Source organism: Aquabacterium fontiphilum (assembly GCF_009909205.1).
Lineage (GTDB): Bacteria > Pseudomonadota > Gammaproteobacteria > Burkholderiales > Burkholderiaceae_C > Aquabacterium > Aquabacterium fontiphilum.
Genome location: NZ_JAAAPN010000001.1, coordinates 22,461 through 42,875, shown reverse-complemented (window position 1 = coordinate 42,875; position 20,415 = coordinate 22,461). Strand labels below are relative to the sequence as shown.

Here is a 20,415-nt window from a genome sequence, read left to right as displayed (position 1 = left end):
GTGGCCTGAACCATGGGCAGACACTTGAGTGCGGGGGTGCGCTCGTCAGCTTGGCGCCGCGGCGCGATACGCTCGGCGTCCATCGCCTGTCGGCAGCCACAGCCCTGTGTGCTTTTCTCCTCGTACGTTAGGCAGCATTCTTGCCGCCGTGTTCGCCACCCTTTGCGCCAGCGGGCCCTGCCCCCACACGCTGCCGGGGTCTCGTTCGGCCACCTAGACTGGGAGCTGGCCTGCGACAACACGCGCACCTGCCGGGCCGCCGGCTACCAGCCCGAGGAAGCCGGGCTGGCGGTGTCGCTCTTGCTCACGCGGGCGGCGGGGCCGGGCACGCCGGTGCAGGCGCGCCTCACGCTGGGTGATTACGGTCGGCTGGGCACCCCCACGGCCCTGGCCCGCCCCGGCACCCAGCCCGAAAGCCACCTTGCCGCCCTTGCCCTCCCCGGTGGTCAGGGCCGCCAAGGTGCCGCCCGCGGCTGCGCCCAGCGCCAGGCTCCAGGCCGCCGTGCGCGCCGAGCTGAAAAAGAAGGAGGATGCGGACGAGGAGTTCCGAATCGACAGCGAAGAGGGGCAACTGAGCTTCCAGCCCCTGGAGGGCGGCCACTGGCTGGTCAGCAAGCTCCGCTGGCGCGGGGTCTACAACGCGGGTTCGTGCGCGAGGGTGGTCAACGAGCGCAAGCCGGGCCAGTTTGAGCCGGTCACGGATTCGACCAGCGACAGCAGCTCGGGGCAGTGCAAGCTCGTCACCCCGGGTGGCGCCTGGGACTTGCCCACGCGGGTCACCGACGTGGTCAAGCCCTGAGGGGGCTACCCAGCAAGCGCCTGCGGGTGCGTTCGATGTTGGCCCGCAGCGCGTAGAGCTCGTCGGCGTGGGCCAGCGGCACCGTGGTCTGGCTGGCCACGCGGTCGAGTTCGTCGAGCTCGTCGAGCAGCTCGGAGGGCGTGCCTTCGCCGTCTTCCATGCGCTCTTCGACCTCGCGCAACCGCGCATACCAGCGGAACACGCGTTGCCGCACACGGTAGGTGTACAGCGGCGGCACGATGCGCGACAGCGGCAGCAGCAACACGATGAGGCCGCCAATGACCAGCCACATGCGCTCGAGCAGGTTGCTGGCCCAGAAGGGCAGGTAGCGCTGCCAGAAAGGCGGATTGCCGTTGATGGCCCGATCGCCCTCGGGGCTCACGGGCAGCTCGCTGGTGCGGGTGTTGGGGAAGTCACGCGCGCCGTTGAACCAGCCGGCGCCGCCGTGAATCTGCTGGGCCACCTGGGCGAAGCGCTGGCGCAGCGCGGGGTGGGTGTCTTCGCGCGTGAGCAGCGCGGTGGTGGCGGCCAGCAGGCCGACATCCTGCGGCGGCAGATCGGTGGCCAGATCGACCATGCCGCGCGGCAGCGAGACTGTCTGCAGGAACGGGAAGCGGCGCGACAGCGCATCGGCCTGGGGCAGGTCGGCCAGCGCGATGCCCGGGGCCTGAAGCAGGCGCAGCACGACGGCCGACTCGGGCGCCGACACCACCACGAGGGCATCGATCTGGCCAGCCAGCAGTGCCTCGGCCGCCGCCTCGGGCGGGAACTCGCTCAGGCGGAGCTCATCGGTTGTCAGGCCATTGGCCCACAACAGGCGGCGCACGAGGTCGGGCACGCCGCTGCCCGGCTGGTCGATGCTGACGCGCAGGCCGCGCAACTGCGTCAGCGCATTGATCGCGGCAAGGGGGGCGTGGCCGCCTGCGGCCGGGGCCCGCGACGTGGCCACGGCGGCGGGCCGGTAGAACAGCCACAGTGGCTCGTAGAACAAGGCGCCCAGCGAGGTGATGCCCTGCGCCGCATCGTCCGACGCACCATCGCTGCCGCCGCGCACAAAGGCGAGGTCGGCACGGCCCTCACGCAGGGCCTGGAGGTTGCCCTCTGTGCCATCGGTGGGCAGCAGGCGCACCTGGATGCCATCTTGCGCCAGCGCCTCGGCATAGCGTTGGCCAAACGCCGCGTAGGCGCTGCCGGCCGGCCCGGTGGCGAGGGTGACGCTGCGCGGCGGCTGGGGATCGAGCCACCAGTAGGCGGCGACCAGCAGGCCGATGGCCAGCAACAGCACGGGGCCGACCGAGGCAAGCATGTCGCGCAACGAGAGCGCGCTGTGCACCACGGTGCGACGGATCTGGCGTGTGACGGAGGGGCGGTGGGCCGCCATGGGGCGTTGCTCTCAGGTGTGGTCGCAGGTGCCCGGATTGTAGGCAGGCGGCCTGGGCCTGGGCTGGGACGGAGGCTCAGGCTGGCGCGAGCGAGTCGAGCCAGCGACCGAGCCGCGTCAGGCCCTCGCTGAGGTCCTCGCGCGACGCGGCGTACGACAGCCGCACGTGACGCCCGGCGCCGTGCACGCCGAAGTCATGGCCGGGCGTGAGCGCCACATGGGCTTCTTGCAGCGCACGCTGGCAGAAGGCCATGGCATCCAGTCCGGTGCGGCTCACATCGATGTAGGCGTAGAAGGCACCGTCGGGTAGGACGGGCACCGGCAAACCCACGTCGCGCAGGCCGGCGAGCACGAGCGCCCGCCGCGTGGCGAACTCGGCGCGCCGCGCCTCGCACACGGACAGCGACTCGGGCGTGAAGCAGACCAGTGCGGCCAGCTGCGCGGGCGTGGGCGCGCAGATGTAGTAGTTCTGCGCCAGCCGCTCCATGGCGGGCACCATGGCCTCGGGCACTACGGCCCATCCAAGCCGCCAGCCCGTCATGCCGAAGTACTTCGAGAAGCTGTTGATGACGCAGGCTTCGTCGTCGTGTGCGAGCACGGTGGGCGCTGTGCGCCCCTGCGCATCGGCATCCGCCAGGTTGAGGTAGATCTCGTCGATGATGCGCCAGGCGCCATGCGCACGCGCCCAGTCGCAGATGGCCGCCAGTTCGGCGGGTGGCACCGAGGTGCCCGTCGGGTTGGAGGGCGTGGCGATCATGAGCCCGCGCGTGCGCGCCGACCAGTGGCGCTGAACGGCTGCCAGATCCAGCTGGAAGCGGCTGGCTGCATCGGTGGGCACCAGGCGCACCTCTGCGCCAAAGCCGCTCAGGAAGCGCCTGTTACAGGGGTAGGACGGATCGCCGACCAGCACCTCGTCGCCCGGGTCGACCAGCGCCGCCGTGAGCAGCAACAGCGCAGCCGAGGCACCGGCGGTCACGACGATGCGCTCGGGCGCCAGCTGGACGCCATGCTGTTGCGCGTAGAAACCGGTGATCGCCTCGCGCAGCGCGGGCAGTCCCAGCGCGCCCGTGTAAGGCAGCGCGGCCTCGCGGGCCACGCGCGCCAGCGCCTCGCGTACGGCGGGCGGCGCCCCGAAATCGGGCTCGCCCAGGTTGAGGCGGATCACCCGGTGGCCGGCGGCCTCGAGCGCCGCGGCGTGCTTGCCGAACTCCATGGCCAGAAAGGGCGGGATGGCTTGTGCGCGTTGCGAGAGCTTCATGGCCGGGCAGTGTAGGCCAGCCCCGGCACAGCGGTATGCTGCCTGTCGACGCGTGACGAGGAGCCCCGATGATTGGTGCACAAGCCCTGATGAAGACGCTGGCCGACGCGGGCGTGACCGTGTGCTTCTGCAACCCGGGCACGTCCGAGATGCACTTCGTGGCCGCGCTGGATGCCGAGCCGCGCATGCGCGCGGTGCTGACCCTGTTTGAAGGCGTGGCCACGGGAGCAGCCGATGGCTATGCCCGCATGGCCGGCAAGCCTGCCGCCACGCTGTTGCATCTGGGCTGCGGCCTGGGCAATGGCCTGGCCAACCTGCACAACGCGCGCAAGGGCCGGGTGCCGGTGATCAACATCGTGGGCGACCACGCGACCTATCACGTCAAGTACGACGCGCAGCTGCAATCCGACATCGAGACCGTGGCACGCAATGTGTCGACCTGGGTGCGCACATCGGCATCAACGGCCGATTTGGGCGCCGATGCAGCCGAGGCCATTGGCGTTGCGATGGGCACGCCGGCCCAGGTCGCGACCCTCATCCTGCCGGCCGATGTGTCGTGGGGCGAAGGCGGTGTGCCCGCCACCGTGCCCGAGGTGGTGCCACCACCCGTTGCAGACGACGCGGTGGTGGACGCCATGGCGCAGGCCATCCGATCAGGCGAGCCGGCGGCCATGCTGCTGGGCGCGCGGGCGCTGCGCGAGCCGGCGCTGTTGGCGGCCTCGCGCGTGGCGCAGAAGTCGGGCGTCAAGCTGTTTGCCGAGGTGTTTCCGACGCGCATCGAGCGCGGGGCCGGGTTGCCCCATGTCGAGCGGATTGCCTATCTCGCCGAACTTGCTGGCGTGCAGCTGCAGGGGTTGAAGCACCTCATCCTTGTGGACGCGAAGTCGCCTGTGTCCTTCTTTGCTTACCCTGGCAAGGCCAGCGACCTGGTGCCCAAGGGCTGTCGCGTGCATGTGCTGGCGTCACTCGGTCAGGACGCCTTGGGCGGCCTGATCCGCTTGGCGAGCAAGCTGGATGCCGATACTGTGTTGCCTCTGCTCGAGCCGGCCAACCCGCCGCCTGCGCCTCGGGGCCGGTTGACAGCCGAGAAGGTCTGCAAGGCGGTGGGCCACCTGCTGCCCGAACGCGCCATCATCGTCGACGAGGCGCAGACCTCGGGTGTGATGCTGCCGCACTTTACACGGGGCGCTCCGCGCCATGACGTGATCACGCTGACCGGTGGGGCCATCGGTCAGGGACTGCCCAATGCGGTCGGGGCTGCCATCGCCTGCCCCGACCGGCCGGTGCTGGCGCTGGTGGGCGATGGGTCGGCCATGTACACCATCCAGGCGCTGTGGACCATGGCGCGTGAGCGCCTTAACGTGACGACCATCGTGTTCAACAACCACGCCTACGCCATCCTCAATGTGGAACTCCAGCGGGTGGGCGCGCAGGGCTCTGGCGAGAAAGCGCGCGCGCAGTTCGATTTGGGCAATCCGGGGCTGGATTTCGTGCAGCTGGGCGCGAGCATGGGTGTGCACGCGGTGCGCGCCACCACCGCCGAAGGCTTTACGGCCGCGCTCGCAGAGGCGCTGCGCAACCCCGGGCCGCATCTGATCGAGGCGGTGGTACCCAGCGCGTTCACCGGTCTGAAGCTGCGCCTGCTGCCGCATGTGCTGGGGTCGCTTGCGAGTCTGCCCGCGCCGGTGGCCCGCGCGATCAAGCGCAAAGTGGCGCCATAGACCTGTTCTACACCGACGACAGGCACGTCGATTGCCGACGGCGGGCATGACCGCCACCACCTTTGACCCGCCGCGGGCAGCCCAGCGCCCCCTGCACCCGCTTCGCGCGCTGCTACTGGCCGGCAGCGTGCCGCTGTTTCTCGGCGTCGTGCTGAACGATGTCGCTTACGCCAGCAGCGACCAGGTGCAGTGGAAGAACTTTGCATCGTGGCTCAACGCGGCGGCCGTTGTGTTGAGCGGGTTGGCGTTGCTCTGGTCGGCCATCGCGCTGATCAGCGCCAGCGGCCGATCCCGGCGTGCGATGGTCTCCGGCGCGCTGCTGCTGGCCGCGTGGGTGATCGGCTTTGTCAACTCACTGGTGCACGCCAAAGACGCTGGCGCGACGCTGCCGGAGGGGCTGGTTCTGGCCGTGCTGGCCTTCGTGCTCATCACGGCGGCGAGCTGGCTGGATCTCGATGCGGGGCGTTGGGAGGCACGGCCATGAAGACGACCGCCCGTACGGTTTTTGTGATCGCTCCCCTGGTGTTGCTGGTTGCCTGCAAAGGCAACACCGACGCACCCATCTATGGTGTCGACCCTGCCCTTCCCGCGCCGCAGCGTGGGCTGCTGCCCGAGATGCAGGTCGCCGAGCCAGCGGGTTGGGGCGACCGTCGCCCTCAGGTGCCCGAGGGCTACCGCATCACGGCGATCGCGACCGACCTGCAGGTTCCCCGGCAGACGCTGGTGCTGCCCAATGGTGACATCCTCGTCGCCGAAGGGCGTGGCGGGGGCGCGCCCGCGCTGACGCCCAAGGATGTGATTGCGGGCCTCATCAAGGCGCGCGGCATCAGTCCGGTCAAAGGCGGAAACCGTCTGACGCTGCTGCGCGACGCCGACGGCGATGGGGTCTACGAATCGCGAACGGTCTTTGCGAAAGACCTCAATGCGCCCTACGGGCTCGCGCTCGTCGGCAACCGGCTGTATGTGGCCAATCAGGACGCCCTCGTCCGGTTTGACTACCAGCCCGGGCAGTTCACGGCCGCCGGCCCGCCGGTGAAGGTCGCCGATCTGCCCTCTGCGATCAACCACCACTGGACCAAATCGTTGACCGCCAGCGCCGATGGCCGATTCCTCTATGTGGGCATCGGCTCGAACAGCAACATCGCCGAGCGCGGCATGGCGGCTGAGGTGGACCGCGCCATGATCTGGGAGATCGATGCTGAAACCGGCGCCCACCGCCCCTACGCGACCGGCCTGCGCAACCCCACGGCACTGACCATCCAGCCCGGGTCCGGGCAGCTGTGGGCGGCGGTGAACGAGCGTGACGAGCTGGGGCCGAATCTCGCGCCGGATTACGTCACCTCGGTCCGAGAAAACGGCTTCTATGGCTGGCCCTACAGCTATTGGGGCCAGAACGTGGACACACGCGTGCGGCCACAGGATCCGGCCAAGGTGGCCGCCGCGATTCAGCCCGATTACGCGCTGGGCTCGCATGTGGCCACGCTGGGCATTGCATTCTCGACGCCGGCGATGGGGCCGCGGTTTGCGGAGGGCCTGTTCGTTGGCGAGCACGGCAGCTGGAACCGCAAGCCGCCGAGCGGCTACCGGGTGATCTTCGTGCCCTTCCGGGATGGCCGTCCGGCGGGTGAGCCGGTGGAGGTGGTGACGGGCTTTCTGGGTGACGACGGCAAGACCCGCGGCCGGCCGGTCGGCGTGACGGTGGACCCGCGCGGTGCGCTCCTGGTCGCCGACGATCTGTCGAACACGCTCTGGCGCGTGACGCTGGCGAACCCTGCCTCGGCAAACCAGGGCGGCGCGCCCTGATTGCTGCGGCAAAGTTTGCCTCAGGGCACCATCGGCTCGCCCGGCCCGCCTGACCCGTCCTGCGCATCCAGCCGAAACACCAGCACCTTGAGCGCGCGCTCGGGCTGCGCATCGGCAAAGGCCGGCGGGTTGGGCAGACGCTGCTCGAACACCAGGCTGGGCGCCTCGGCGGCCACCAGGTCCTGCAGAAAGGCGGTGTTGCGCTTGGGCGAGTTCAGGCACAGCAGGGCCTGGCCACCGGGCGCCAGCAACGCGGGCAGGCGGCGGATGAGCCGGGCGTAGTCTTTCTCGGCCACGAAGCTGCCCTTCTGGTACGACGGTGGGTCGGCGATGACCAGGTCATAGGGGCCGCAGCGGTTGAGCTTGCCCCACGAGCTGAAGATGTCGTGCGGCAGAAAGCTCGCGCCCGCGCCCAGGCCGTTGAGCGCGTGATTGGCCTTGCCGATGTTGAGTGCGCCCGCTGCCATGTCGATGTTGACCACCTGATCGGCCCCGGCCTGCATGGCCACGACCGAGAAGGCGCAGGTGTAGGCAAACAGGTTGAGCACCTTGCAGCCCTGGCCCTGCGCCACGCGGCTGGCCACCTGCTCGCGCACCCACTGTCGGCCAGCGGCCATGTCCAGAAACAGGCCGTGGTTGTAGCCGCGCAGCAGGTGCACCCGAAAGCGCGCGCCCTGTTCGCTGACCACGTGCGGCTCGGGCACGGCACCGGCGAGCACCCGCGTGTCGGCCCGGATCTCGTCGCGGTGTTGCAGCACCAGGTTGAGCGGCTGGCCGGGCGCGAGCGCGGCCCAGCGGGCGGCCAGCGCCTGGTGCACCGCATCGGCGATGGCCAGCGTGGCGTCACTCAAGGGCGCGAAGCAGGTCAACAGCCAGACGGGCGCGAACCAGTCCAGCGTCCAGGCTTCGCAACCGGGGTACAGACCGCCGCGGCCGTGGAAGCAGCGCTGCGCGTCGGCGGGCAGGGTGGGCCAGGCGGCAATGGCGTCGCGCAGCGAGGCGATGGGGTCATGCATGGGCTGTCATCCCTAAGCTTAGTGATGGGCGGGCGCGATGCAACGCGCGAGACTGGGGGTTGATACACACGCGAAGGGATCGCGCATGAAGTACCCCGGCCGGTTGATCAAGATGGGCGAAGCCGACGCCCGCATCGTCAAGGCGCTGAAGAACGCGCTCAACAAGGCACTGGCGCTGCGTGGCGGCGACGCGATTGTGCTGGATGCCGACAACCCGACCTTCGGCCCGCGCATGAAGCAGGCGGTGATGCTGTTTCAGGCGCGCCACCTCGATGACCAGGGCCAGCCCTTGCGCACCGATGGCGAGGTGGGCGCGCTGACCTGGGCCGCCCTGTTCGGCACCGAGCGGGTGCCGCAGGTCGACAACGCGGCAGCGCCCTTTCTGGCGGCGGTGCTCGACAAGGCCGCGTCGCAGATCGGCGTGCTGGAGGTGCCGCGCAACAGCAACCGGGGCCCCGAGGTCGAGGCCTATCTGAGGCGCGCCGGCGTGTCGCCGGGGCTGGCCTGGTGCTGCGCCTTCACCTACTGGTGTTTTGACGAGGCCGCGCACGAGGCCGGGCGTGGCAACCCCATGTTCAGGACGGCGGGCTGTCTGGCCCACTGGAACAACGCCCAGCGACAGGGCGCGCAGCGCCTGGCCGCACGCGACGCCGTGGCCAACCCCAGCCTGATCCGGCCGGGCATGGTGTTCATCATGGATTTCGGTGGCGGCATGGGCCACACCGGCTTTGTCGAGCGTGTCGAAGGCGGCTACCTGCACACCATCGAGGGCAACACCGACGCCTCGCTGACGCGCGAGGGCGGCGGCGTCTACCGGCTCAAGCGCAAGGTGGGCAGCATCAACAAGGGCTACATCGACTACACGGGTTGCTGAGCCATGACCAGGTCGGCAAAGGTCTGCCCGACCTGATCGAGCAAGGCCTCGCGCATCGGCCCTGCCGGGCATTCCTGGCCCAGCGAGCCGTCGAGCAGCAGGCTGGCCATGCCATGGACGTGGGCCCAGTACACCATGCACAGCGCAGGCGTGCACCGCGGGCCGTGCACCTGTTCCACCAGCGCGGTCAGGGCCGCCTGGGCCGCCTGTCCGGCTGCCTGGACGGCGGGGAAGCGTGCCGGGTCGCAGGTCTCGGGGCGGAACATGATCCGGAACACGCCAGGGTGTTGCAAGGCGAAGTCGATGTAGGCCCGGCCCGACGCGAGCACGGCCGCGCGCAGGTCGTCGCGGGCGGCGGCATGGGCGGTGCGCAACGCCTCGGCCAGCGCTTCGAATCCCTGGGCCACCAGCTCGGCCAGGATGGTGGCGCGGTCGCCGAAGTGGTGGTACGGGGCCTGGTGGGTGACGCCGGCGCGGCGGGCCACCTCGCGCATGCTGAGCGCGGCCGCGCCAGATTCGTCCAGCAGCGCGCGGGCTGTCTCGAGGATGTCCGTGCGCAGATCGCGTGCCGCAGGGGGCGCGGCAGACGGAGAGGAATGTGCCATGGCGACATGATGATGCCGAATCCGCTTGACAGTGTCTAGTGGCTGACTCTAGGATGCACTTGACACTGTCTAGAGAAGGAGGGCGCCATGTCCCGAAAGATCCTCATCGTGTTGGGCCATCCCCGTTCCGACAGCCTGTGTGGTGCGCTCACGCAGCGTTATGCCGACGGCGCCGCCGCGGCGGGCCACACCGTCCGGATGATGCGGCTGGCCGACCTGCGCTTCGATCCCATCCTGCATGGCGGCTACCAGGGCAGTCAGCCGCTGGAGCCCGATCTGCAGGCGGCGCGTGAGGCCATCACCTGGGCCGACCACCTCGTCTTCGCCTACCCGATCTGGTGGGGCGCGATGCCGGCGCTGCTCAAGGGCTTCATCGACCGGGTGTTTCTGCCCGGTTTTGCCTTCAAGTACCGCGAGGGCAGCCCTTTCTGGGACCGCCTGCTCAGCGGGCGCAGTGCCGAGTTGCTGGTGACGATGGACTCGCCGCCCTGGTACTACTGGCTGGTCAACCGCATGCCAGGCCACCACCAGATGCGCCGCACCATCCTCGAGTTCTCGGGCATCAAGCCGGTGCGCATCCACAGCTTTGGTTCGGTCAAGACGTCTACCCCTGCGCAGCGTGAGGCCTGGCTGGCCAAGGCCGAACAGCGCGGCAGACTTTGCTAACCTGCGGGCCACCGTGCAACAGGAGCGCTGAGATGGCCGAGTCTGCCCCGACCCCCTACACCCCGCCCAAGGTCTGGACCTGGAAGCAGGGCCACGGCGGCCAGTTCGCCAACATCAACCGACCGATCGCCGGTGCGACGCACGAGGCCGAGCTGCCCGTCGGCCGGCACCCGCTGCAGTTGTATTCGCTGGGCACGCCCAATGGCGCCAAAGTGACGGTGATGCTCGAAGAGTTGCTGGCCCTGGGGCACGCGGGTGCCGAGTACGATGCGTGGCTCATCCGCATCAACGAAGGCGCGCAGTTCGGCAGTGGCTTCGTGGCCGTCAACCCGAACTCCAAGATCCCCGCGTTGCTTGATCGCAGCCCTGAGGCCCAGGGCGGTCAGCCCATCCGCGTGTTCGAGTCGGGCGCCATCCTGATGTACCTGGCCGAGAAGTTCGGCGCCTTCCTGCCCACCGAGCCGGCGCAGCGGGCCGAGTGTCTGTCGTGGCTGTTCTGGCAGATGGGCAGTGCGCCCTTTCTGGGTGGGGGCTTTGGCCACTTCTATGCCTATGCGCCCGAGAAGATCGAGTACGCCATCGACCGCTATGCGATGGAGGTCAAGCGCCAGATGGATGTGCTTGATCGGCTGTTGGCCGAGCGCCGCTACCTGACTGGCGACGACTACACGATCGCAGACATGGCTGTGTGGCCCTGGTATGGCGCACTGGCCAAGGGCCAGTTGTATGAGGCCGGTGAGTTCCTGCAGGTGCACACCTACACGAATGTGCTGCGCTGGGCCGATGAGATCGCCCAGCGCCCGGCCGCGCGGCGTGGCCGCATGGTGAACCGGGTCTGGGGCGACCCGGCCACGCAGTTGCACGAACGGCACGACGCCACCGACTTCGAGACGAAAACCCAGGACAAGCTGGCCGCTGGCGGGTGACAAGCCCGCGGATCATGGCCGCTGCCGCCCTGCCCCAGGTCGACCCCGCCCGTTGCACGGGCTGCGGCCGCTGCGTGGCGGCGTGTCCCCCACGGGTGCTGTGGCTGGCGTCTGCGCATCCCCGCGGCTGGGGGCCGAAGCAGGCGGTGCTGCACGATGTGCCGGGCTGCACGGGGTGTGCCCGGTGTGCGGTGGTCTGCCCGTTCGACGCGATCAGGATGGCGAGGGCCCGCTGACGGGCGCGGTTCAGCGTGCTGGCGGGCGCTCTCGGCCGGAGGAGAAGGCCAGGTCCGGCAGCGCCAGGGCCGCCTCGGCCATGTCCACGAGCCGCTTGTTGTGGTCCATGGCCGCTTTTTGCAGCGCGCGGTAGGCGGCCTCTTCGCTCAGGCCGAGCCGGGACATCAGCGCGCCTTTGGCCCGCTCGATCACCTTGCGGTCGTTCAGGGCGCGTTTGGCAGATTCCAGTTCGGCCTCCATGCTGGCCAGGCGAGCCGACTGGGCCTGCAGCAGTTCAACCAACGGCGAGTCGCCTGCCGCCTGAGCGGTCTGACGCGTTGGCTCGGCGACATTGCTCAGCGGGGCCAGGACTGGGGGCGGCAGATCGGCGCCATGGGCGCTGAAGAACCGCTCCACCGCGTGGGTGTGCGCTGGCGGGTTCTGCCTGAGTTGGTCGAGGAGCTCCTGCGCATCCTGCAATTGGGCCTGCGAGGCCTCGATCTGCTGCTGGCAGTCGTGCTGCAGCGCCTGAACCAGCGACACCTCCAGCTGCCACATCTGGCTGATGCGTTGGCTGGTGACCTGAAACCAAGACTCGGCCTGGGCCGGATCGAGCGCCACACGGCTGCCCGTGCTGCACAGGGTGCGGCGCAGCCGCTCGATCTGCGCGATGTGAGGGGTGAGCTGGCCTTGCTGCCAGGCCTCGGCCTGGGCCGGGTCGGCGAACTCCTCAAACACCGCCAGGCTGCGTTCCTGAGCCTCGATCAGGTGCGCGATGCGTTGTTGTTGCTCTTCGTCGCGCTGGCCCGAGGCAAACAACTGCCCTCCGAGCGCGCGCTCCTGGCCGGCCAGCTCCTTGCCTTGCAGCAGGTGGACCAGCGCCACCAGCTGGCGTGACACCGCCGGGTGCAATGCGGCATCTGCGAGGTGGAAGACCAGCTCAACCTGGCTGCCAATCAAGCGGCTGTAAGCCAATATGCTGTCCTGCGCACTCAGACGGCGCTGGGCGATCCGCTGGCGAAGTTCGGGCAGGGCGTCCAGATCCAGCAACACCCAGGCCATCAGCGACAGCAGCCGGGGGCTCGCGCCGGAGCCGGCCTGCACATGCTGCTCGAACAGCACGCGCACGCGGTTCTCGGAAGGAAGCGACTCGCTCACCGCCGCCAGCCGTTCGTCCCCGAAGCGCTGCCCACCCGAGGCGAGGTAGATGCTGCTGGCACCGCGTTCGCGCTGCAAGGCGTCGATGCACTGGCCGATGGCGTCGACCAGTTCGACACGGCGCGCAAGGCACTGAATGGCCTCGGTCTCGAGCTGGCGGGCACGCAGCACGAGGCTAGACACGGACAGGGAAGGCAAGGGCATGAACGGGGGCAGTGTGTTTGGAGGACACGGGGTGCCAAAGCTGCATTGTGGATGTTTTGATGCGCCAATGGGACGCGAGGCCCGTGAACGCAGGGATAAATCGCTAAGCTCGAGACTGCATGAGCTTTGATCTGGACATCGGCTTTGCCTCGGAGCGGGGCCCGCGCACCACACTGGAAGACTGGGGCGGCGTGCGCCTGCCTGGTCCGGCCGAAGGCCCGTGGGGCGTGGTGGCTGCGGTGGCCGACGGGGTGTCGGCCGGCGGCCTGGGCCGCGAGGCCGCGCGGACCGCCGTGCAGACGCTGCTGCACGACTGGTATGCCACCCCGGCCACCTGGGACCCGACCGTGGCGCTGGATCGCCTCATCGTGGCCTACAACGCCTGGCTGGCCGACCACAACCGGCGCCGCCAGCACACGCGGCGCCCCGGCGAGCCCCCTGCCGAGACGGGCCTGTGCACGTTGACGGCCCTGGTCCTGCGGGCGCACGGGTTCACGCTGGCCCACGTGGGCGACAGCCGGGCCTGGCTGATCCGCGACGGCGAGTGCCTGCAGCTCACGCAAGACCACGTCATGGGCCACACGGAGTTCAACAATGGCCTGACCCGCGCCGTGGGGCTCGATGAGGCGCTGCGCGTGGATTACCTCGACGGCGACATGCAGGTGGGCGACACCTTTGTGCTGACCACCGATGGCGTGCATGCGCCGCTCAAGCCCAGGCAACTGCGCGAGTGGGCCATGCAGGGCACCGCCCAGGACGCGGCGCACGCGCTGGTGCACAAGGCCCTGGCCGCCGGCGGCCGGGACAACGCCACCGCGCTGGTGTTGCGGGTGCGGGGTCTGGACACCCGCAGCCTGGCCGATGCGAACCGCCGTGGGCGGCAGTTGCCCGTGCCGGCCCGCCTGCAGCCCGGTGAGCGGCTGGATGGCATGGTGGTTGAGGCGCTGGTGTTCAACAATGGTGTGCACCGGGTGTACCGCGTGCGCGATGAGGCGCGCGGCAGCCTGCATGCGCTCAAGACCCTGCACGAGTCGCGCGCCAACGACGCGCAAGAGCGAGACATGCTGGCGCACGAAGCGTGGCTGGGGGCGCGCGTGTCGGAGCGGCAGGCCGAGGGGCTGCTGCACATCACCGAGCCCGTCAACCCCACGGCGTTCTACACCCTGTCGGACTGGCTCGACGGGCAGTCGCTGGCCCACTTGCTGGACAGCAAGACACCCTTTGCCGTGCCGGACATCGTGCAGGCCGCCATCAGCCTCACCCGCACGCTGGGGCGGTTGCATCAGCATGGCGTGATCCACCGCGACATCAAGCCCGATAACCTCCACCTGGGCCGTGACGGGCAGTGGCGCATCCTGGACCTGGGGGTGGCGCTGTCGGGCCGCGAGCCGGAAGCGGTGCGGGTGCTGCATGCGGGCACCCCCAGCTTCATGAATCCGGAGCAGTGGTCGGATGATGCGGCCCTGGCGCGGGCCACGCCGCAGTCGGACCTGTTTGCGCTGGGAGTCTCGCTGTACCTGTGGCTGACGGGCCGCCTGCCCTATGGCGAGATCGAGCCCTACCAGCTGGGGCCCTATCGGCGCGACCCGGTCGCGCCCTCGCGCCTGCGGCCGGATGTGCCCATCTGGCTGGACCACGTCGTGCTCAAGGCCGTGGCCCGCGACCCCAAGCAACGCTTCGAGACGGCCGAAGAGTTCAGGCTGGCGCTGGAGCGCGGGGCCTCGCGGCCACTGACACCACCCCGGGCTTCCGCCCTTCTGGAGCGGAACCCGGCGGCGGTCTGGCAGATCGCTTTTGGCGTGTCCTTGTTGTTCAACCTGTTGCTGGTGTACTGGCTGGTCTTCTTGCCCAGGCAGTGAGGGCGGTCAGCGGGCAGACGGTGTCACCCCGTGTCACCCTGCGGCCGCCTGGGGTGGGCCGAAGACCAGGGTGTCGCGCTGGCTGGCCACCGGCTCGCCGCTGCGGATCAGGTCGAAGTACCACGCGCCATCGCGGATGTCGCCATACAGGCAGGCCCCCACCAGCTGCTGGCCCTTGAATACCAGCTTTTTGTAGACGCCGCGCAGGGGGTCGCGCAGGAAGACCGATTCGGTGCCCTCTGCGCCCATGAAGTCACCGGCTGAAAACAGGTCGATGCCCGTGACCTTGAGCTTGGTGCTGACCTGGCTGCCCTGGTATCGGCCAATGCCCCAATGCGCCAGATGCGTGGCGCAGACCTTGGCCTGCTCATACAGCGGGGCGACCAGCCCGTAGGCCGTGCCGCGGTGGTTGGCGCACTCGCCCACGGCGTAGATGCGGGGATCGGTGATGCTCTGCAAGGTGTCGGTCACCACCACACCGCGGTTGCACTGCAGCCCCATGGACTCGGCCAGGGCCACCTGGGGCCGGATGCCTGCGGCCATCACCACCAGATCGGCAGGCAGCTCGCGCCCGTCCTTCAGCGCCAGCGCCCGCACGCGCCCGTGCCCGTCGTCCAGGCAGGCGGCCGTATGCGCCTGCAGCTCAAACCCGATGCCGCGTGCGGCCAGTTCGGCCTGCAGCAGGCCGGCGGCTTCGCGGTCGAGCTGGCGCTCCAGCAGCCATTCGCTGATGTGCACCACCGTGACCGCCATGCCGCGCAAGCGCAGGCCGTTGGCGGCCTCCAGGCCCAACAGCCCGCCTCCGATGACCACGGCGTGGCGGTGGGTGCGCGCCGTCTCGATCATGGTCTGCGTGTCGGCGATGTCGCGGTAGGCGATCACGCCCGTCAGCGTGTGGCCCGGCACGGGCAGGATGAAGGGCTGCGAGCCGGTCGCCAGCAGCAGGCGGTCGTAGTGGGCCTCGATGCCGTCGGCGGTGTGGACCACGCGACGCCGGCGATCGACCTCGGTAACGGTCTGCCCCAGGTGCAGCGTGATGCCGTGGCGCTCATACCAGCTCAGCGGGTTGAGGATGATGTCGTCGATTGTCTGCTCGCCCGCCAGGACGGGCGACAGCATGATGCGGTTGTAGTTCGGATGAGGCTCAGCCCCGAACACGGTGATGTCGTACAGATCGGGCGACAGCTTCAGCAGCTCTTCGAGCGTGCGCATGCCGGCCATGCCGTTGCCGATGACCACCAGCTTCTTGCGCGACGTTGCTTGCGACATGGGCACACCCTCCGGTTGGTTCGACGATCGCGTTCCGTGTTTGACGCTCAGCGCCCGGCGGCTGGCTGGGTGAAGGCGGCCGCCGTGCCGCTGCTGCTGCGCGCGCGGCCGCCCTTCTCGGCCCAGGTGCGCGTCCAGCGGATCTGCATCACGCGCAGCATCACCAGGATCACGGCTGCAAAGATGGCAAAGCCCAGAAAGCCATAGAAGTAGGTGTCGAAGTGCTGCTTGGACTGGCCCATGGCGTTGGGGATCAGGCCACCACCCAGTGCCCCCAGCTCGCCAATCATCGAGCCCGCCACTGCCGTGGTCAGCGGCCAGCGCAGCGGCACCAGCTGGAACAGTGCGCCATTGCCTGCGCCCAGGGCGGCGAAGCACAGCATGAACAGCAGGGTGGTCAGCGTGAGGCTGGTGCCCATCATGCCGCACACCAGCAACGTGGCGATCACGAACACCAGCACCGCCGACAGTGTGTTGACGCCGCCCCAGCGGTCAGACAACCAGCCGCCCAGAACCCGCGTGGCCGAGCCCATGAGCGTGGCCAGCATGGTGAGCTGCCCGGCTTCGATTTTGGTGACCTTGAACTGGTCGTAGAAGTAGGTGGGCAGGAAGTTGGCCAAGCCGATGAAGCCGCCGAAGGTGACGATGTAGATCAGACTGAAGGCCCAGCCATCCTTCTCGAACAGGCAGGCGGTGTGTTCGCGCAGGGTCTGGTGTTCGATGTCGGGCGGCTCTTTGGCCATCACGGCCATCACCACCATGGGCAGCAGCATGGTGAGGGCAGCCAGGCCATAGACAGCCTGCCAGCCATAGGCGGTGGCCAGCGGTGGGGCGAACAACACAGCCAGCACCGTGCCGCTGTTGCCCGCGCCGGCAATGCCCATGGCCAGGCCTTTGTACTTGGGCGGGAACCAGCCCGAGCCCAGCGACAGCGCAATGCCGAAGCTGCCGCCGGCAATGCCCAGCAGCACGCCCATGGCCAGCACCTCGCTGTGTGAGTCCACGAAGAAGAAGCCGTAGATCAAGGCCAGCACGATCAGCCCCATCTCCACCATGGCGGCGCTCTTGCGGCCGATGTACTGGGCGAGCAGACCCAAGGGGAAGCGCATCAGGGCGCCGGCCAGAATGGGCACCGACACCATGAAGCCGACTTCGGCCGCGGTGAGGTTGAAGCTCTCCTTGATGAACGGGGCCATCGCGCCATTGAGCACCCAGATGGCGAAGGTGAGGTCGAAGTACAGGAAGGAGGCAAACAGGGTGGGTGGGTGCCCTGCGCGCAAGAAGGTCTTGAAGTTGGACATGGTGGTTTCAGCGGGGGTGCCGTCTTGTCGGGGTTCGCAAGCGACGTGTTGGGGTGGGATCCAAAGAGCGAAAGCGGGCTCAGGCCGCGCGGCGGTCTGATCGGTCTTCAACAATGGGCACCACGGTGGGTGCCTGGGCGGGTGATTCGGTGAACGGGGTGTTGCGCACCAGGGTGCGCAGCGTGGGCACGCACGAGCCGCAGTTGGTGCCGCACTTCAAGGCGCCTTGCAGGCTGGCCAGGCGTGCGTCGGCGCTGCCCTCGCAATGCTGCAAGTGGGCCACGATCTGGGGCTCGGTCACGTTGTAGCAGGTGCAGATTTGTTTGCCTGCATCGGCCACCTTGACGGGTGCGCTGGCACCGGGGTGCAGCAACAGGCTGCCCAGCTCGGTCACGTCGTGGTCGGCTTGCAGCAAGGCGGGCAGCCACGCGGCAGGGCGGGTGTCACCGGCCAGCATGAGGGCGCGCAGGTGCTGGGCCCCTTCGCGATCGGCCTGCACTTGCAGCCAGCGGTGGTGACCACGTGCGGTGTCGTCATAGCGTAGAAGCTCATGGCCCTCCAGGCCGAAGGCAGCGGCCACCTCGCGCAGCCGCTCGGCGGCAGGCGCCTGTTCATCGGCCACGCGCAGCAACACGCCCACGCGGGCCTGGGCATCGGGCTCGCGCCCGAAGGGCACACAGCTGGTGAAGGCGAATGTGTCGGCCAAGGGCTTGAGGCGTTCGCGCAGGGCGAGGGCCTCGTTGGCAGGCAGCCAGGCCAGGAAGACAGCGTGCCACGCCAGGTCGGCCGCCTCGATGGCGATGCTGGCGTTCTTGAGTTCGGGCTGTTTGGAGCTGGGGCAGAAAGCGGGCTGCGTCAGCGCATTGACGCCCTGCAGGCGCTGCCCACCGCGCCCACGGCCGCTGATGAACTCTTCGCCCCAGTGCATGGCGATGTAGGCCTCGCCCCGGCGCTGGCCCGTGCTGGCGCGCGCCGGGATCAGCACCTCGCCCCGGCGCGAGCGCACGCGCAGCAGTTGCCCGTCGCGCAGGCCCTGCTGTTGCAGGTCATCGGGGTGCAGCTCGATGGCGGGCTCGCTCACATGCCCAAACAGCCGGCCCAGCGTGCCGGTGCGGCTCATGCCGTGCCACTGGTCGCGCAGGCGGCCGGTGTTGAGCACGAAGGGGTAGTCGGCATCGGCTTGTTCACGCGGTGCGCGCCAAGCGGCCGTCACGAAGCGGGCCTTGCCATCGGGCGTGGCAAAGCGGCCGTCGGCGTACAGGCGGGCGCGGCCACGGGTGGCCCCTTCGGGGTAGGGCCACTGCTGCGGGCCCTGTTGCTCCAGCAGGGCGTAGCTCAGGCCCGTGATGTCGAGGTCGCGCCCACGGGTGGATGCGCGGTGTTCATTCCACACGCTTTCGGGCGTGGGGTAGTCAAACAGCGTGGTGGTGCCGGGGCGGTAGGCGGCCACGCGCTCGGGCAGACGCGCTTCCAGGCGCTGGCCCAGGGCGGTGAAGATGGCCCAGTCGTGGCGGGCCTCGCCAGTGGGCGGCACCGCAGGGCGCACGCGGCTGATGCGGCGCTCGCTGTTGGTCACCGTGCCGTCCTTTTCGCCCCAGGTGGTGGCCGGCAGCAGCAGGTCGGCGTAGGCGCAGGTGGCGGTGCTGGCAAAGGCCTCTTGCACCACCACGAACTCGGCGCGCTCCAGTGCGCGGCGCACGGTGGCCTGGTCGGGCAGCGATTGCGCCGGGTTGGTGCAGGCGATCCACAAGGCCTTGATCTCGCCGCGCGCCGCGGCTTCGAACATCTCCACCGCCGTTTTGCCGGGCTGGGCGGGCACCTCGGGCACGCCCCACAGCGCGGCCACTTCTTCGCGGTGTGCAGCATTGGCCAGGTCGCGGTGGGCGCTCAGCAGGTTGGCCATGCCGCCCACCTCGCGGCCGCCCATGGCATTGGGCTGGCCCGTCAGTGAGAACGGCCCGGCACCGGGGATGCCGATCTGGCCCGTGGCCAGGTGCAGCGCGATCAGGGTGGCGTTCTTGTCGGTGCCGGCCGTGCTTTGGTTCAGGCCCTGGCAGTACAGCGACAGCGTGGGCGTGTGGCCGCCCATCCAGCGCGCGGCCTGTTCCAGGTCGGCCAGCGGGATGCCGCAGATATCGGCATAGACCTGGGCGGGCTGGTCCATGACGGCCGCCTCCAGCGTCTCGAAGCCGGTGGTGTGGCGGGCGATGTAGCCGCGGTCGATCAGACCCTCGCGCACCATCACGTGCAGGAGGCCGTGGAACAGGGCCACGTCGCTGCCGGGGCGGATGGGCAGGTAGAGGTCGGCCATCTCGGCCGTCTCGGTGCGGCGCGGGTCGGCCACGATCAGCTTCTGGCTGGGCCGGGCGGCGCGGGCTGCTTCGATGCGCCTAAACAGGATGGGGTGGGCCCAGGCCGTGTTTGCGCCGACGATGAACATCGTCTCGGCGTGGTCGAAGTCAGCGTAGCAGGCGGGTGGCGCATCGGCGCCCAGCGTGGCCTTGTAGCCGGCCACGGCGCTGCTCATGCACAGGCGCGAATTGGTGTCGAGCAAGTTGGTGCCGATGAAGCCCTTCACCAGCTTGTTGAGCACGTAATAGTCTTCCGTCAGCAGCTGGCCCGAGCCATAGAAGGCCACGGCCTGCGGCCCGTGCTCGCGGATGATGGCGGCCAGGCGGTCGGCAGCCAAGTTGAGGGCAGCATCCCAGCCCAGGGGCGTGGGCGCGGCGCCGCGCTGCAGGCGCTGCTGGGGGTGCAGCAGCCGCGTCTGTTGCGTGACGCTGGCGGCGGCGGTGAGGTGCAGGGTCGAGCCCTTGGTGCACAGACGGCCGAAGTTGGCGGGGTGATCGGGGTCGCCCTGCACATCGACGATCTGGCCCTGCACCGACGTGATCTTCACGCCGCAGCCGGTGCCGCAGTAGGGGCAGGTGGAGCGGGTGACGGTGGCGCCCGCTACCGGTGCCGCAGTGGACATGGTCATCCCAACGACACCCACACCTGACCGTCACGCACCTCGGCGTGGTGAGCGCGCACCGACCACGCGGGGTTCTCCAGGCATTCGCCGGTGGCCAGCACCAGGTGGTGCTTGTAAAGCGGTGAGGCCACCACCAGGTGCTCGCCCAGGTTGCCCACCAGCCCGCGCGACAGCACGTTGGCACCGTTCTTGGGGTCGATGTTGTCGATGGCATAAAAGGCATCGCGGCCGTCGGCAGTGATCACCCGGAACACGGCCACGGGATGCCCGTCCACCAGGGCGCACACGCCGGTGTTGGGCACGATGTCGTTGACGGGGCAGACCAGGGTCCAGGGGGAAGGGTTCAGCACAGCGCTCATGATGATGGCTCCGTTCGGTGTCTGAC

General features: G+C 69.2%; 17 protein-coding genes and 2 pseudogenes. 10 read left to right on the top strand and 9 right to left on the bottom strand.

The window, feature by feature from the left end; genetic code table 11:
• Window positions 1–12: 12 nt before the first annotated feature.
• Both GTZ97_RS16530 and GTZ97_RS16525 read left to right on the top strand, forming a co-directional pair.
• Window positions 13–351 (top strand): annotated as a pseudogene (locus GTZ97_RS16530) (DUF1176 domain-containing protein); the annotation flags it as partial.
• Between the two features lie 70 nt (window positions 352–421).
• Window positions 422–799, top strand: coding sequence for a DUF1176 domain-containing protein (locus tag GTZ97_RS16525; RefSeq protein ID WP_236650973.1), 378 nt, complete (start codon window positions 422–424; stop codon window positions 797–799).
• On the opposite strand, the gene GTZ97_RS00195 is transcribed toward GTZ97_RS16525, so the two are convergent.
• Window positions 789–2,180, bottom strand: a complete 1,392-nt coding sequence (locus GTZ97_RS00195) for a TAXI family TRAP transporter solute-binding subunit (protein ID WP_161648496.1) — start codon at window positions 2,178–2,180, stop codon at window positions 789–791. The two genes, GTZ97_RS16525 and GTZ97_RS00195, sit on opposite strands and share 11 nt — an antisense overlap.
• Before the next feature lie 76 nt (window positions 2,181–2,256).
• Window positions 2,257–3,438 (bottom strand): pyridoxal phosphate-dependent aminotransferase, encoded by a 1,182-nt coding sequence (locus tag GTZ97_RS00190; protein ID WP_161648495.1) that lies wholly within the window; start codon window positions 3,436–3,438, stop codon window positions 2,257–2,259.
• Window positions 3,439–3,506: 68 nt separating this feature from the next.
• On the opposite strand from GTZ97_RS00190, the gene GTZ97_RS00185 reads away from it, so the two are divergent.
• The 3 genes from GTZ97_RS00185 to GTZ97_RS00175 are packed head-to-tail and all read left to right on the top strand — an operon-like array spanning window position 3,507 to window position 6,962.
• Entirely contained in the window at window positions 3,507–5,159 is a 1,653-nt protein-coding gene (locus tag GTZ97_RS00185) for an acetolactate synthase large subunit (protein WP_161648494.1), read from the top strand.
• 46 nt (window positions 5,160–5,205) lie between these two features.
• A complete protein-coding gene (locus GTZ97_RS00180) occupies window positions 5,206–5,643 on the top strand; it encodes a DUF2231 domain-containing protein (RefSeq protein WP_161648493.1) in 438 nt (145 codons plus the stop codon).
• Entirely contained in the window at window positions 5,640–6,962 is a 1,323-nt protein-coding gene (locus GTZ97_RS00175) for a PQQ-dependent sugar dehydrogenase (RefSeq protein ID WP_161648492.1), read from the top strand. Before GTZ97_RS00180 ends, GTZ97_RS00175 begins: the two co-directional genes overlap by 4 nt.
• Before the next feature lie 20 nt (window positions 6,963–6,982).
• On the opposite strand, the gene GTZ97_RS00170 is transcribed toward GTZ97_RS00175, so the two are convergent.
• Window positions 6,983–7,966: a class I SAM-dependent methyltransferase gene (locus GTZ97_RS00170; protein ID WP_161648833.1), complete on the bottom strand. Its 984-nt coding sequence runs from the start codon at window positions 7,964–7,966 to the stop codon at window positions 6,983–6,985.
• Between the two features lie 97 nt (window positions 7,967–8,063).
• Here GTZ97_RS00170 and GTZ97_RS00165 point away from each other — a divergent pair, with 97 nt between their 5' ends.
• Window positions 8,064–8,852 (top strand): CHAP domain-containing protein, encoded by a 789-nt coding sequence (locus tag GTZ97_RS00165; protein WP_161648491.1) that lies wholly within the window; start codon window positions 8,064–8,066, stop codon window positions 8,850–8,852.
• On the opposite strand, the gene GTZ97_RS00160 is transcribed toward GTZ97_RS00165, so the two are convergent.
• Window positions 8,837–9,457 (bottom strand): TetR/AcrR family transcriptional regulator, encoded by a 621-nt coding sequence (locus GTZ97_RS00160; protein WP_161648490.1) that lies wholly within the window; start codon window positions 9,455–9,457, stop codon window positions 8,837–8,839. The two genes, GTZ97_RS00165 and GTZ97_RS00160, sit on opposite strands and share 16 nt — an antisense overlap.
• A gap of 87 nt (window positions 9,458–9,544) precedes the next feature.
• On the opposite strand from GTZ97_RS00160, the gene GTZ97_RS00155 reads away from it, so the two are divergent.
• From GTZ97_RS00155 to GTZ97_RS00145, 3 genes are read left to right on the top strand one after another with little or no spacing between them, the layout of a single operon-like run.
• On the top strand, window positions 9,545–10,123 hold the full coding sequence (locus GTZ97_RS00155; protein WP_161648489.1) for an NAD(P)H-dependent oxidoreductase: 579 nt from the start codon (window positions 9,545–9,547) through the stop codon (window positions 10,121–10,123).
• Window positions 10,124–10,155: 32 nt separating this feature from the next.
• Window positions 10,156–11,049: a glutathione-dependent disulfide-bond oxidoreductase gene (gene yghU / locus GTZ97_RS00150; RefSeq protein WP_161648488.1), complete on the top strand. Its 894-nt coding sequence runs from the start codon at window positions 10,156–10,158 to the stop codon at window positions 11,047–11,049.
• A 14-nt stretch (window positions 11,050–11,063) separates the two neighbouring features.
• On the top strand, window positions 11,064–11,285 hold the full coding sequence (locus tag GTZ97_RS00145; protein ID WP_161648487.1) for an ATP-binding protein: 222 nt from the start codon (window positions 11,064–11,066) through the stop codon (window positions 11,283–11,285).
• Window positions 11,286–11,295: 10 nt separating this feature from the next.
• Here GTZ97_RS00145 and GTZ97_RS00140 read toward each other — a convergent pair whose 3' ends face one another.
• Window positions 11,296–12,627 carry a nitrate regulatory protein gene (locus GTZ97_RS00140; protein ID WP_161648486.1) on the bottom strand — a complete coding sequence of 444 codons (1,332 nt, stop codon included), beginning with the start codon at window positions 12,625–12,627 and terminating at the stop codon, window positions 11,296–11,298.
• 119 nt (window positions 12,628–12,746) lie between these two features.
• Between GTZ97_RS00140 and GTZ97_RS00135 the strand changes: the two genes are divergently transcribed.
• Window positions 12,747–14,486 (top strand): bifunctional protein-serine/threonine kinase/phosphatase, encoded by a 1,740-nt coding sequence (locus tag GTZ97_RS00135; RefSeq protein ID WP_161648485.1) that lies wholly within the window; start codon window positions 12,747–12,749, stop codon window positions 14,484–14,486.
• A gap of 57 nt (window positions 14,487–14,543) precedes the next feature.
• Here GTZ97_RS00135 and GTZ97_RS00130 read toward each other — a convergent pair.
• The 4 genes and pseudogenes from GTZ97_RS00130 to nirD all read right to left on the bottom strand — a co-directional run.
• A pseudogene (locus tag GTZ97_RS00130) lies at window positions 14,544–15,755 on the bottom strand (NAD(P)/FAD-dependent oxidoreductase); the annotation flags it as partial.
• A 47-nt stretch (window positions 15,756–15,802) separates the two neighbouring features.
• Complete coding sequence (locus tag GTZ97_RS00125; protein WP_161648483.1) at window positions 15,803–17,056, bottom strand: MFS transporter; 1,254 nt, start codon at window positions 17,054–17,056, stop codon at window positions 15,803–15,805.
• Between the two features lie 79 nt (window positions 17,057–17,135).
• The gene (locus GTZ97_RS00120) at window positions 17,136–20,036 is read right to left on the bottom strand and encodes a nitrate reductase (RefSeq protein ID WP_236650923.1); all 2,901 of its coding nucleotides are present in this window, start codon (window positions 20,034–20,036) and stop codon (window positions 17,136–17,138) included.
• Window positions 20,033–20,389, bottom strand: coding sequence for a nitrite reductase small subunit NirD (gene nirD, locus GTZ97_RS00115; RefSeq protein ID WP_161648482.1), 357 nt, complete (start codon window positions 20,387–20,389; stop codon window positions 20,033–20,035). The genes GTZ97_RS00120 and nirD overlap by 4 nt, the downstream gene beginning before the upstream one ends.
• Window positions 20,390–20,415: the final 26 nt, after the last annotated feature.